The sequence below is a fragment of the Serratia proteamaculans genome, assembly GCF_949794035.1.
GTDB classification, from domain to species: domain Bacteria; phylum Pseudomonadota; class Gammaproteobacteria; order Enterobacterales; family Enterobacteriaceae; genus Serratia; species Serratia proteamaculans.
Map to the genome: position 1 here is coordinate 4,524,460 of NZ_OX461105.1, position 13,856 is coordinate 4,538,315.

At 52.7% G+C, this 13,856-nt stretch carries 11 protein-coding genes; 7 read left to right on the plus strand and 4 right to left on the minus strand.

The genetic code is table 11. The features are described 5' to 3' along the window. Positions 1 to 5: 5 nt before the first annotated feature. The 7 genes from speD (at position 6) to QOT07_RS21080 (ending at position 6,489) form a co-directional block, all read left to right on the plus strand. Positions 6 to 800, plus strand: a complete 795-nt coding sequence (gene speD, locus QOT07_RS21050; protein WP_099065289.1) for an adenosylmethionine decarboxylase — start codon at positions 6 to 8, stop codon at positions 798 to 800. A gap of 189 nt (positions 801 to 989) precedes the next feature. Further along, the gene (gene yhfZ, locus QOT07_RS21055) at positions 990 to 1,889 is read left to right on the plus strand and encodes a GntR family transcriptional regulator YhfZ (RefSeq protein WP_099063398.1); all 900 of its coding nucleotides are present in this window, start codon (positions 990 to 992) and stop codon (positions 1,887 to 1,889) included. 15 nt (positions 1,890 to 1,904) lie between these two features. Continuing rightward, positions 1,905 to 2,273, plus strand: a complete 369-nt coding sequence (locus QOT07_RS21060) for a PRD domain-containing protein (protein ID WP_099063397.1) — start codon at positions 1,905 to 1,907, stop codon at positions 2,271 to 2,273. A 60-nt stretch (positions 2,274 to 2,333) separates the two neighbouring features. After that, entirely contained in the window at positions 2,334 to 3,500 is a 1,167-nt protein-coding gene (locus QOT07_RS21065) for a YhfX family PLP-dependent enzyme (protein ID WP_219016930.1), read from the plus strand. Continuing rightward, on the plus strand, positions 3,493 to 4,749 hold the full coding sequence (locus QOT07_RS21070; protein WP_283603860.1) for a phosphopentomutase: 1,257 nt from the start codon (positions 3,493 to 3,495) through the stop codon (positions 4,747 to 4,749). Before QOT07_RS21065 ends, QOT07_RS21070 begins: the two co-directional genes overlap by 8 nt. 15 nt (positions 4,750 to 4,764) lie before the next feature. Beyond that, the gene (locus QOT07_RS21075) at positions 4,765 to 5,127 is read left to right on the plus strand and encodes a DUF2620 domain-containing protein (protein WP_099063394.1); all 363 of its coding nucleotides are present in this window, start codon (positions 4,765 to 4,767) and stop codon (positions 5,125 to 5,127) included. Between the two features lie 78 nt (positions 5,128 to 5,205). Further along, positions 5,206 to 6,489, plus strand: coding sequence for a YhfT family protein (locus QOT07_RS21080; protein ID WP_283603861.1), 1,284 nt, complete (start codon positions 5,206 to 5,208; stop codon positions 6,487 to 6,489). Between the two features lie 49 nt (positions 6,490 to 6,538). On the opposite strand, the gene yacL is transcribed toward QOT07_RS21080, so the two are convergent. The 4 genes from yacL to aceF all read right to left on the minus strand — a co-directional run bounded on the left by yacL (position 6,539) and on the right by aceF (position 13,855). After that, a complete protein-coding gene (gene yacL / locus QOT07_RS21085) occupies positions 6,539 to 6,901 on the minus strand; it encodes a protein YacL (protein WP_099063392.1) in 363 nt (120 codons plus the stop codon). Positions 6,902 to 7,040: 139 nt separating this feature from the next. Continuing rightward, a complete protein-coding gene (acnB, locus tag QOT07_RS21090; protein WP_283603862.1) occupies positions 7,041 to 9,638 on the minus strand; it encodes a bifunctional aconitate hydratase 2/2-methylisocitrate dehydratase in 2,598 nt (865 codons plus the stop codon). Positions 9,639 to 10,324: 686 nt separating this feature from the next. Next, on the minus strand, positions 10,325 to 11,749 hold the full coding sequence (gene lpdA / locus QOT07_RS21095) for a dihydrolipoyl dehydrogenase (protein ID WP_012146711.1): 1,425 nt from the start codon (positions 11,747 to 11,749) through the stop codon (positions 10,325 to 10,327). Positions 11,750 to 11,983: 234 nt separating this feature from the next. Next, entirely contained in the window at positions 11,984 to 13,855 is a 1,872-nt protein-coding gene (gene aceF, locus QOT07_RS21100; protein WP_283603865.1) for a pyruvate dehydrogenase complex dihydrolipoyllysine-residue acetyltransferase, read from the minus strand. Between the last annotated feature and the right edge of the window lies 1 nt (position 13,856).

The window sequence follows — 13,856 nt, forward strand, 5'->3', positions numbered from 1 at the left end:
CCAAATTGCATAAGCTAAAACTGCACGGCTTCAACAACCTGACCAAGAGCCTGAGTTTTTGTATTTACGATATTTGTTACGCCAAAACCGCGGACGATCGCGCTGGCTATATCGCCTACATTGACGAGCAATACAACGCCAATCGGCTGACCGAGATCCTGAGCGAAACCTGCTCGATCATTGGCGCTAATATTCTGAACATCGCACGCCAGGACTATGAGCCTCAGGGCGCCAGCGTCACCATTCTGGTCAGTGAAGAACCGGTTGATCCGAACGATGTCGATACCTCGGAGCATCCTGGCCCACTGTCAAAAACGGTGGTCGCGCACCTGGACAAGAGCCATATCTGCGTCCACACCTATCCGGAAAGCCATCCTGAAGGCGGCCTGTGTACCTTCCGCGCCGATATCGAAGTGTCGACCTGCGGCGTGATCTCACCGCTTAAGGCGCTGAATTACCTGATCCACCAGTTGGAATCCGACATCGTTACCATGGATTACCGCGTGCGCGGCTTTACCCGCGACGTGAACGGCGTGAAGCATTACATCGATCATGAGATCAACTCGATCCAGAACTTTATGTCTGATGATATGAAGGCGCTGTACCACATGATGGATGTGAATGTTTATCAGGAGAACATCTTCCACACCAAGATGTTGCTGAAGGATTTCGATCTGAAGCATTACCTGTTCAATGCCAAACCGGATACGCTGAGTGCCGCCGAACGTAAAGAGATTACCGATCTGCTGTGGAAAGAGATGCAGGAAATCTATTACGGTCGCAATATTCCGCATCTGTAATGTGTAACGGGCGCGGTATACCGCCGCGCCCTACGCTGAATAACCCTCTCTGTTTGCGCTGAAACCAATAAGTCGTGATCATCTATCCCCCATTGTGTGATCCCTCTCCCATTATCATTTTTTGGTCATTGCCTGATTGAGTCGGAAGATAGAAGATTTAAATCTTCATTAAAATGAAAATTAAAAACGATGAGCAAAGCATTTATTAAAAAAGAAGGTCTGGCGTTAGTCAGCCTGGCGCGCTACCTGTTCGGACTGGCAGTGGGAGCACGACTGAAAACCATTGATGAACTGTCCACTGAATTGAATCTCTCAGTCGGCGTTGTGCAACACGCCTTGAAAACCCTGGAGGCCACCTCCTGCGTTACGCTGGATCGTCGCGGCAGGAATGGCACCTTGCTCAGTAATATGAATTACCCAGCCCTGCTGGAACAGGCAGATATCGGCAACATTGTATGCGCCATGCCATTGCCTTACACCCGACTGTATGAAGGACTGGCCAGCGCATTGAAAGCCCAGTTCGAGGGATATCCGCTCTATTACGCCCACATGCGCGGTGCGGATGTCCGTATCGAATGCCTGATCGATGGCGTTTATGATATGGCGGTCGTCTCCCATCTTGCCGCGGAAAGCTACTTGCGTGCTGGCAAAGTGACTGCGGCTATGATGTTGGGTGCCGGCTCTTATGTTGATGGACACCAGTTGGTTTATCGTAAAGGCGAAAAAGAGAACATTCACCGTATTGGCCTGGATCCGCGTTCACCCGATCAGCGTCTGCTCACTGAGATGGTATTTGCCGGCCAGGAGATTGAGCGCATTAATCTGCCTTACAACGAATCCCTGATGCGGATTGAGCGAGGCGAAATAGATGCGACAGTCTGGAACGTGACCGAAGATCTCGACAGTCTGAATTTGGTCAAAGAGCCACTCGATGATTATCCGGTGAGTATTAAAGCTTCCGAAGCCGTTCTGCTGGTGCGTAACGATGACCGAGTAATCCCTCATCTGGTCAACACGCTGGTTAACCTGCAGCGACTGTTAGCGCATCAACAGGAAGTCAAAAAAGGTATCCGGGAACCCAGCTACTAGCTCAGGAACAATAAAATGGAAATACGTCTGCAGATTTTACATGATGCCGAGGTCATTGATAAAGAAGTCTATATCGGCATGCTTGAGGTAATTAAAAGACTCGAGCAGCATTGGCAGCTCAATATCCGCCATGCCCAGGGAGAAATGATGATTACCCATATGGCAAATGCCATGACGCGCGCACTCCATGGGGAAATAATCACAGCTATCGATCCGGAGCTATTAAATGAGATCGAAGCATCGAACGTCTTTGCTAACATCAGGGAAATTAACAACGACCTACTGAGTCTGTTTGCATTTACGGTTCCACAGTCTGAACTCGGCTACTTGCTGGCTAACGTTTTTGGCCTGTATCTCGCTCAATCAGGTTGCAGCACGGAGTGAGTTTTTGGTTTTAGCCTAAATATTCAAAAAAATGAATTAATAACATACATCGAGGGACCTATGTTTCTTAATGCGCTGGAAAAACAAAACTCTGCTCTGATTGATGCCGCCGTTCACTTTTGGCGTAACGGTGATATCGGGCCGGATTGCTACGTTATCGATGTCGACCTGGTATTGGAAAATGCCCGGTTGTTGCAGGAATGCGCAGAAAAACTTGGCCTTTCGCTGTATCTGATGAGTAAACAGTTTGGTCGCAATCCGCTGTTATGCAAGCTGTTGTTGGAAAAGGGTTATCAAGGCATTGTCGCCGTTGATTTTAAAGAAGCACGTCAACTTTGGCAGCATGGCTTACCGATAGCCCACATTGGTCATCTGGTGCAAACGCCGGCGAATATGATTGATGAAATCATTTCCCAAAGACCAGAAGTCATTACCGTTTATAGCATTGAAAAGGCACGGGAAATCTCTATCGCCGCGCTACGCCAACAGCATAGGCAGCCGCTACTGCTGAAAGTCCAGGATAACGGTGATGTGATCTATCCGGGCCAGGAGGCGGGGTTCTTATTGGCTGAACTGCCGGACGTGATTAATAAAATCAGCAGGTTGGCGGGCGTTGAAATTATTGGGATAACGCACTTCCCCTGCATGCTGTTCAACGAGCAACGGCAAAGTACCGAGGCGACCCCCAACCTCGCCACATTAGCCAAGGCGAAAAACCTGCTGGAACAGCACGGCATTGAAGTTCGGCAAATGAATGCCGCTTCGGCAACCTGCATCGAAACCCTGCCCAAATTGGCCGCTGCAGGGGTAACTCATACCGAGCCCGGTCATGCCCTGACGGGCACGCAGCCTGCAAATCAGTACGGTGGTGGTCCGGAAAAAATAGCCATGCTTTATCTTTCTGAAATTTCGCATAGCCAGGACAACACCAGCTTCTGTTATGGCGGTGGCTACTATCGCCGCGGCCACCTGCAAAACGCGCTGGTGCTCGATGGCCAATGGCAGCGCAGCCGCGTGCTGCCAATAGATAGCGACAGTATCGATTATACATTGCCGCTAACAGGGCTCTGGCCCGTCAGCAGCCCGGTCATTATGTGTTTTCGCACTCAGATTTTTGTAACGCGCAGTGATGTGGCGCTGATAAGCGGCATTCAAATGGGTAACCCTCAACTGTTGGGGGTATTTGATAGTCTCGGTAACAACCTGACAAGGAGCCATCATGGATAAGTTTGTGGTTTTGGTCATCGATAGTTTTGGCGTGGGTGCCATGGGAGATGTACCCGAGGTGCGTCCACAGGACATTGGTGCGAACACTTGCGGTCATATTTTGCAACGGTTGCCCAATCTGCAACTCCCGATGCTGGAAAAACTCGGCTTGATCAATGCGCTGCATATCGCCGCCCCCTATCATCAAGTCGGCGCCATGCACGAGAGCCCGATAGCGGCTTTTGGTGTCGCTCTGCTGCAACACGAGGGTGGAGATACCTTCATGGGGCATCAGGAGATCATGGGCACTCTCCCGCTTCCTCCGGTACGCATGCCCTTTTCGACCGTACTTGAAAAGGTGGAGCAGGCACTAAAAACCGAAGGTTTTAAGGTAGAACGCTACCCGGTCCAAAACAGTGAATTATGCCTGCTTTGGGTCAACGACGCGGTCGCCATTGGCGATAACCTCGAGGCGGATTTAGGCCAGGTGTTTAATGTCTGTGCCAATCTCTCGGCCATCAGCTTCGAACAGGTTGAAAAAATTGGCCGGGTGGTACGCGGGCATGTCGAAGTAGGCCGAGTTATCGCCTACGGTGGGTTGTTGCAAAGCAGTGAACAGATCCTGGCGGCAGCGGAGGTCAAAAACAATCGCTTCGTCGGTATCAACAGTCCGAAAGCCGGAGTTTATCAACGTGGCTTCCAGGTGATTCACCTGGGCTATGGTGTCGATGCCAGCGTTCAGGTGCCCCAACAGCTGCACCAGCGAGGTATTTTAACCGTACTGGTAGGGAAAGTGGCCGATATCGTCGAAAACCCACAGGGTCGCAATTACCAACAGTTGGTTGATTCTCAAAGCATTCTGGATATTACCCTTGAAGAATTGCAGCGCCCTGAGCCAGCGTTCATCTGCACCAATATTCAGGAAACCGATCTTGCCGGCCATGCACAAGATGTCGAGCGCTATGCCGAACGCCTGCAACTGGTCGATGCCTCGCTGGCAAAAATCATCTCTGCGATGGATGAAAGCGATTGTCTTGTTGTCATGGCTGACCACGGCAACGATCCTACCGTCGGCCACAGTAAACACACGCGTGAACAGGTTCCCCTATTGATTTTCCGCACAGGCCAAGCAGCTTGCCCGCTCGGTACTCGCACCACACTTTCAGATGTGGGGGCAACAGTTTGTGAGTTCTTCAACACCAAAGCACCGTACAACGGTCGCTCATTTCTGACCGTGCTTAACGCCGCCGGTCGTTCTTCAGATAAATAACATCAGGTGAAAATCATGATCAAAATAGCCATTGGTGGACAGCTAAACAAAAACGAGATTCAGGAATGCCTGGCAAAATTCGGTGAAGAACAATTCACATCTGAAATATTTACCGATATGGATGCCGCCATGAAGGTTAAAAATGGCAGCTTCGATTACTACCTTGGTGCCTGCCAAAGCGGGGCCGGCGGGGCGTTGGCGATGGCCTATGCGCTGATTGGCCGTGACAAATGTGCCACCATCGCCAACGCCATAACGCAACCTTCACAAGAGAAGATCGCGCAATTGCTCGCCGATGGGAAAAAGGCATTTGGTTTTACCAACGATCGCGCCGAAAGCTCGATAAAAGCCTTTATCGCCGCACTATTAAAAAAATAATTAATCCGCTGCGCCCGTTCATCGGGCTCAGCAAGGATGATAGCGCTACTGAAGCCAGCGGCTTCTTCAGGGGACGAAATGGAATCATTCAACATTATAAAAATCATTCTGTTCGCATTGATGGGCGGTTATGCGACTTTTCTTGCGAACCGCTGTATCGCGGTTTATCACGATGGCTTGCGCCCAATTATGCCGGAGTTTATGAACGGCAATATGAGCCGTAAAGAATTGGCAGGCATTTCATTTGCCATCAGCATCGGCTTCATAACCGGTTTTGCCATGCCAATAACCCTGGCAACAGGCGTTATTGTCATTCATATCGTACTGCTGACTGCCGATATTATTGGCGTCTCGTTTAACAACACCAAACTGGCAGTGCTCATTGGCACCCTTTATGGTGCGTTGATCACCGTGGCACTGGATGGAGTGATCAAAGGCTTTGCTTACCTGCCGGTGAATTTCCTGGATGCTTTGGCTTCCGTGGGTGACCCAATCATTTATGCTTTCGTCGCCTTCCCTGCAATTGCCGTAGGTTATCAATTTGGCAAAAAAGCCGGGCTGATTACCATCATAGCCTCCTTTATGGGACGCGTGATTATTGAGCGCATCAACCCACTGACCATTGCAGGCAATGAGATTTCACTCAGCCCGGAAGGTATTGCGATGCTGGTTGGCATGATTTGCCTGCTGTTCTTCGCTTCCCGCGATAAGCGTCGTAGTGAAGAATTGGAACACAGCCTGTTTGATGACAACATCAAACGCATTCGCAAAAATGCCCTTTATTTGCTGCCAATGGCGGCACTGATTGCTATCACGGCTAACTACCACTGGATCGCAGGCGAACCTATCGCCGCCGCTTTGGTAGGGAAAGGCAATATGACCTCCGCTGCGATTGTCGCTATCGTGCAGGCCATCGCCTTTATGCCATTGATTATCACCACCGCCATGATCAGTGGCGTTTACGGCACCAACGGTTGGTGTGACTGGTTCCTGGGGCTGGGTTATCTCGCACCAAACCCGATCGTTGCAGGCATATTGGGAGCCAGTGCCATGGGTGTGGAAATCACCAGCCTGAGCAAGATAGGCAAAGCGATGAACCGCTTCCCGGCATTGAAGATGTCCGGAGACAACATTCGGACTTCAATGACGCAGATCCTGGAGATTGCCTTGCTCGTCGGGGGCGTGAATGCGGGTAATCAGATTTGGGCAGGCACCGGCATGTTTGTGGTCGTCAGCCTGTATATTCTTAACGAAATTAGCGGGCGACCGGTTATGAAGCTGGCCGCCGGCCCAATTGCCGCGATCGTCGTGGGGGTGTTGGCTAATATTTTCGCCGTGTTGGGACTGCACGTCGTAGTTTAGCACTGCTGGTTAAATACACAGGGGCAGCCACTGCCCCTGTTGGCATAATTTAGTATTTCAGCATAAAAGAACGATAGGCCTTAAGTACCTGCAGGAAATCCTCAACGCCGCAGAATGAGAGGCTTTCTTCGTCATAATAATTCATCCCCTCCTCCATTTCGTCGCCTTCAAACTCCAGCAGATTGGCGCGGATCATTACTTCTTCACCGTCCATCAGCAGCGTGTATTCACGGCCTTCCAACTGCCATTGACGCTCACTGCCCTTAACCTCGGCCGCACCGGCTTCGATCCGATCCAACAGGTTAAAATCGCCTTTGAGTTCTTCGTTGATCCAGTGGCCAATCACCTCATGCCCCATCGAAAATCTGACGATCACCTGTCCGGTCACGTCACGCAGAAATTCGTAATCCATAGCACGCCCTCCTGAGCCCTTTCTCTTAGTGTAAACATTAATTCATGACTAACTCAGTGAGCGCTCGCAAAGTTGGCAACTGAGAAAAATAAAACGGGAGGCCAAGGCCTCCCGTTAAACAGTTGCGCAATATAGCGACTTAAACAGCGGTTTGGAAGATCACGCCGTCGGCTTTTTCAGTGTACTGGCCCAACTGGTCAAAGTTCAGATAGCGGTAGGTATCCGCCGCAGACTTATCGACCTGTGCCATGTACGTCTGGTACTCGTCCGGCGTTGGCAGACGGCCCAGCAATGAAGCCACAGCCGCCAGTTCTGCAGATGCCAGATAGACGTTGGCACCCGTCCCCAAACGGTTCGGGAAGTTACGGGTAGAGGTGGAAACCACCGTCGCACCGTCGGCCACTCGCGCCTGGTTACCCATGCACAGTGAACAGCCCGGGATCTCGATGCGTGCACCGCTCTTGCCGAACACGCTGTAGTAGCCCTCTTCGGTCAACTGAGCCGCATCCATCTTGGTTGGCGGTGCCACCCACAGACGAGTCGGCAACTGCCCCTTGTGCTGATCCAACAGCTTGCCGGCAGCACGGAAGTGGCCGATGTTGGTCATGCAGGAACCGATGAACACTTCATCGATCTTGCTGTTGGCCACATCAGACAGCAGACGCGCGTCGTCCGGATCGTTTGGTGCACACAGGATTGGCTGAGTGATCTCCGCCAGATCGATGTCGATCACCGCCGCGTATTCTGCATCTGCATCGCCTTCCAGCAATTGCGGATCTGCCAGCCATTTCTGCATGCCCTGGACACGACGCTCCAGCGTACGACGGTCGCCGTAGCCTTCGGAGATCATCCACTTCAGCAGCACGATGTTAGAGTTCAGATACTCTTCTATCGGCGCCTTATCCAGCTTGATGGTACAACCGGCTGCGGAACGTTCGGCAGAGGCGTCAGTCAGTTCGAATGCCTGCTCAACCTTCAGTTCCGGCAAGCCTTCGATTTCCAGAATACGGCCGGAGAAGATGTTCTTCTTGCCCTTCTTCTCTACGGTCAGCAGGCCCTGCTGGATGGCGTAGTAAGGGATGGCATGCACCAGGTCACGCAGGGTGATACCCGGCTGCATTTTGCCTTTGAAACGCACCAGCACCGACTCAGGCATATCCAGCGGCATCACGCCGGTGGCGGCAGCAAAGGCGACCAGACCAGAACCCGCCGGGAAGGAAATACCAATCGGGAAACGGGTGTGGGAGTCACCACCGGTACCTACGGTATCCGGCAACAGCATACGGTTCAGCCAGGAGTGGATAACGCCGTCGCCTGGACGCAGCGATACGCCACCACGGTTCATGATAAAGTCCGGCAGCGTATGGTGAGTGGTCACATCAACCGGTTTCGGGTACGCGGCGGTGTGACAGAACGACTGCATGACCAGATCGGCGGAGAAGCCCAGGCAAGCCAGGTCTTTCAGCTCGTCACGGGTCATCGGGCCGGTGGTGTCCTGAGAACCGACGGAAGTCATCTTCGGCTCACAGTATTCCCCCGGACGCACGCCGGCAACGCCACAGGCGCGGCCAACCATTTTCTGCGCCAGTGAGAAGCCTTTGCTGCTGGCAGCCACTTCTTTGGCAATGCGGAACACGTCGCTGTGCGGCAGGCCCAGCGCTTCACGCGCTTTGGTGGTCAGGCCACGGCCGATGATCAGCGGGATACGGCCACCGGCGCGCACTTCGTCGAGCAGCACGTCAGTTTTCAGTTCGAAGTTGGCAATCAGATCGCCAGTTTCATGGTTACGTACTTCACCCTTGTACGGGTAAATGTCGATTACGTCGCCCATGTTCAGGTCATTAACGTCCACTTCAATCGGCAGTGCGCCGGCATCTTCCATGGTGTTGAAGAAGATTGGCGCAATTTTACCGCCCAGCACTACACCGCCGCCGCGCTTGTTAGGCACGTGCGGGATGTCATCGCCCATAAACCACAGCACCGAGTTGGTGGCAGACTTACGGGAAGAGCCGGTACCGACCACGTCACCGACGTAGGCCAGCGGGAAGCCTTTTTTGTTCAGCAGTTCGATTTGCTTGATCGGGCCAACGCTACCCGGCTGATCCGGCACTATGCCTTCACGTTCGTTTTTCAGCATCGCCAGGGCGTGCAACGGGATATCCGGACGCGACCAGGCATCCGGTGCCGGTGACAGATCATCGGTATTGGTTTCGCCAGTGACTTTGAACACGGTAACGGTGATTTTTTCCGCCAACTGCGGACGTGACAGATACCACTCGGCATCGGCCCAGGACTGCATGATTTTTTTGGCGTGTGGGTTACCCGCTTTGGCTTTCTCTTCCACGTCGTAGAAGTTATCAAACATCAGCAGCGTATGGGACAGCGCTTTAGCTGCAATCGCAGCCAATTTTTCGTTATCCAGCGCGTCAATCAGCGGATGAATGTTATAGCCGCCCTGCATGGTGCCCAACAGTTCTATGGCTTTTTCAGGGGTAATCAGGGGGGATGTTGCTTCGCCTTTGGCGATGGCAGCCAGGAAACCGGCTTTAACATAGGCGGCTTCATCGACGCCCGGGGGTACACGGTTTATCAGCAGGTCTAACAGGAATTCGTCTTCGCCTTTTGGCGGATTTTTTAATGATTCAACCAGCGCTGCCATTAGGGTGGCGTCTAACGGCTTAGGGACGATGCCCTCTGCAGCACGCTCGGCTACGTGCTTACGGTATTCTTCTAGCACGACATTCTCCTCGCTCTCATTGTCATTTATTGTGCCTGGCGTTTATACCCGTCGTCTTTAAAGCCGTAGGGTATATATTTTCAAACCGGGTTTAGCGCACGGTGTTGATGCCATTGATCCTGACGGGGCACTGCTGTCGATGTCCTGGACTGTAAGTTACAGTGCCCGGTTCCGCTCAGCCAGCATATCAGGATTTGAATTGGTTGTTAATTCGTTCACATAAAAGCAACATTAAATCTTTGCTGAATCGTTGAGTACAGTGTAATCGGCTGCGGCACGGGCTAGCCGGGGCTGCAGGTTGGGTCCGTCTACAACAAAATTCAGCCTGACGAGCACAACATAATAGCCATGTATTTACAATGGCTATTGGGTATGAAGATCAAAAGTTGGGAGCCGGAGACACAAAAAAACCGCCATAAATGAAGGCGGTTCTTTTATTCCGTTCGGTGTTAGCAGGCACCTCACGGGTTTCTTACATCGTTAAAGAACGATACAAGCGCTACCGAGCACAAAACATTGTGCGCAACATCGTTCAAAAAATCAACTAAACAATGTTATCGCTGCTATTTTTAGGTACTCTCTCGATGGGTCTGTTCTGCCGGTTTGAGCGGCGTTTTACTGAACGCCATCCATAAAAAAACGGCCCCTTTTCAGGAGCCGCTTATCAACCTTTCAAACCAGCAGAATTACTTCTTCTTGGCTTTCGGGTTAGGCAGATCGGTGATGCTACCTTCGTAGATCTCAGCCGCCAAACCTACAGATTCGTGCAGGGTTGGGTGAGCATGGATAGTCAACGCGATGTCTTCTGCGTCACAACCCATCTCGATAGCCAGACCGATCTCACCCAGCAGCTCGCCGCCGTTGGTGCCGACAATCGCGCCACCGATGATACGGTGAGTTTCTTTGTCGAAGATCAGTTTGGTCATGCCGTCTGCACAATCGGAAGCGATAGCACGGCCAGAAGCTGCCCACGGGAAGGTGGAGGTTTCGTAGCTGATGCCTTTCTCTTTCGCTTCTTTCTCGGTCAGACCCACCCAGGCAACTTCCGGCTCGGTGTACGCGATCGATGGGATCACTTTCGGGTCGAAGTAGTGCTTCATGCCGGCGATAACTTCTGCGGCAACGTGGCCTTCATGCACGCCTTTGTGCGCCAGCATCGGTTGACCGACGATGTCGCCGATAGCGAAGATGTGCGGCACGTTGGTGCGCAGTTGCTTGTCGACGTTGATGAAGCCACGCTCGTCAACTTCCACACCGGCTTTACCCGCTTCCAGCAGTTTGCCATTCGGCACACGACCGATAGCCACCAGCACCGCGTCGTAACGCTGTGGTTCTGCCGGTGCTTTCTTGCCTTCCATAGTGACGTAGATGCCGTCTTCTTTGGCTTCTACCGCGGTCACTTTGGTTTCCAGCATCAGGTTGAACTGCTTGCTGATGCGTTTGGTGAAGACTTTCACCACGTCTTTGTCAGCGGCCGGGATCACCTGGTCAAACATTTCGACCACGTCGATCTGTGAACCCAACGCATGGTATACGGTGCCCATTTCCAGGCCGATGATACCGCCGCCCATGACCAGCAGACGCTCTGGGACAGTTTTCAGTTCCAGTGCATCGGTTGAGTCCCACACGCGTGGATCTTCATGAGGAATGAATGGCAGTTGGATCGGACGGGAACCTGCGGCAATGATGGCATTGTCGAAGTTGATGGTCGTTGGGCCATTTTCGCCTTCAACAACCAGGGTGTTAGCGCCAGTGAACTTGCCCAGGCCGTTAACCACTTTAACTTTACGGCCTTTAGCCATACCAGCCAGACCGCCGGTCAGCTGATTGATGACTTTTTCTTTCCAGACGCGCACTTTGTCGATGTCAGTTTTCGGCTCGCCGAAAACGATGCCGTGTTCGGCCAGGGCTTTGGCTTCTTCGATGACTTTGGCAACGTGCAACAGGGCTTTGGAAGGGATACATCCCACGTTCAGGCAAACACCGCCCAGAGTGGAATAACGTTCAACCAGAACGGTTTCAAGACCTAAGTCAGCGCAACGAAAGGCAGCAGAATAACCTGCCGGGCCCGCCCCAAGTACCACGACCTGAGTTTTAATTTCAGTACTCATCATGACCTCTTAATTGATTGTCCGGCGGGTCTGACGTCATTTTTATTACTAATCGATCTCATAACGCCCTTCATCCACCGGGACGCTTACACCGCCAGCAGTTTACAGAATTGTTAATAATCTGCAAAGCGTGTTCGAGTGACCCGTGTCTCAACAATTTTGTCGAGTCATGCAAAAACCGACAAAACTGCTAATGAAGTGATAAGGGCGCAGCATAACTGCGCCCCTTTTTCATTACATCACCATACGGCGGATGTCAGCCAGCATGTTGTTGATGATGGTAATAAAGCGCGCACCATCCGCACCGTCAATCACACGGTGGTCGAAGGAGAGCGACATTGGCATCATCAGACGTGGCACGAACTCTTTACCGTTCCAGACCGGCTCCATAGCAGACTTGGAGACGCCCAGAATGGCCACTTCCGGTGCATTCACAATCGGTGCGAAATGGGTCGTCCCGATACCGCCCAGGCTAGAGATGGTGAAACACCCGCCCTGCATTTCGCCTGCGGTCAGCTTGCCGTCACGCGCTTTTTTGGAGATAGCCATCAGTTCACGGGACAGTTCAGTGATGCTCTTCTTGTTCACATCCTTGAACACCGGAACCACCAGACCGTTTGGCGTATCAACCGCAACACCCACGTTGATGTATTTCTTCAGCGTCAGCTTCTGGCCATCTTCGGACAGAGAGCTGTTGAAGCGCGGCATTTGCTCCAGTGCGGCAGCAACAGCTTTCATGATGAACACCACCGGGGTGAACTTCACATCCAGCTTACGCTTGGCAGCTTCTTCGTTCTGTTGCTTGCGGAAAGCTTCCAGATCGGTGATATCGGTTTTGTCGAAGTGAGTGACGTGCGGGATCATCACCCAGTTACGGCTCAGGTTGGCACCCGAGATTTTCTGGATGCGGCCCAGTTCAACTTCTTCGATCTCACCGAACTTGCTGAAGTCCACTTTCGGCCATGGCAGCATGCCTGGCAGACCGCCACCGGCAGCAGCAGCCGGAGCCGCTTCTGCACGTTTGACCGCGTCTTTCACGTAAGTCTGAACGTCTTCGCGCAGGATGCGGCCTTTACGACCGGTGCCTTTCACTTTCGCCAGGTTTACGCCGAATTCACGCGCCAGACGGCGGATGACCGGGGTAGCGTGCACATAAGCGTCGTTCTCAGTGAACTCGCCTTTGGCAGTTGGTGCAGCCTGTTGGGCCGGTGCAGAACTTGCAGCCGGAGCCGGTGCAGCTTCTGCCTTCTGGGCAGGAGCAGCGGCTGGCGCTGCGCCTTCCACTTCGAACACCATGATCAGGGAACCGGTTTTCACTTTGTCGCCGGCGCTGATTTTGATTTCTTTCACGGTACCTGCGAACGGTGCCGGCACTTCCATAGAAGCCTTGTCACCTTCAACGGTGATCAGTGACTGCTCAGCGGCAACTTTGTCGCCCACTTTCACCATCACTTCGGTCACTTCTACTTCGTCGCCGCCGATGTCCGGTACTGCAACGTCTTTGGCCGCAGAAGCCGCCGGTGCCGCTGGGGCAGCCGGAGCTTGTGCCGCAGCCGGAGCAGCAGCAGAAGCGGCGCCAGCCACTTCGAAGACCATGATCATAGAACCGGTGGTGACTTTGTCGCCGGTGGCAATTTTGATCTCTTTCACGGTGCCCGCGAACGGTGCCGGGACTTCCATTGAAGCCTTGTCGCCTTCAACGGTGATCAGGGACTGCTCGGCTTCCACCTTGTCGCCCACTTTCACCAGGATCTCGGTCACTTCAACTTCGTCAGCACCGATGTCCGGTACCGCAACGTCTTTGGCCGCAGCGGCAGCCGGTGCTGCGGCCGGTTTTTCTTCAGCCTTGGCGGCTGGTGCGGCCTGAGCCGCCCCTTCTGCTTCAAAGATCATCAGCAGTTTGCCGGTCTCGGTTTTGTCACCGACGGAAACCTTGATTTCTTTAACCACACCCGCCTGCGGGGATGGGACTTCCATGGAAGCTTTATCACCTTCAACGGTGATCAGCGATTGTTCAACTTCAACTTTATCGCCCACTTTCACCAGAATTTCGGTGATTTCCACTTCGTCTGCACCGATGTCCGGTACTTTAATTTCGATAGACATT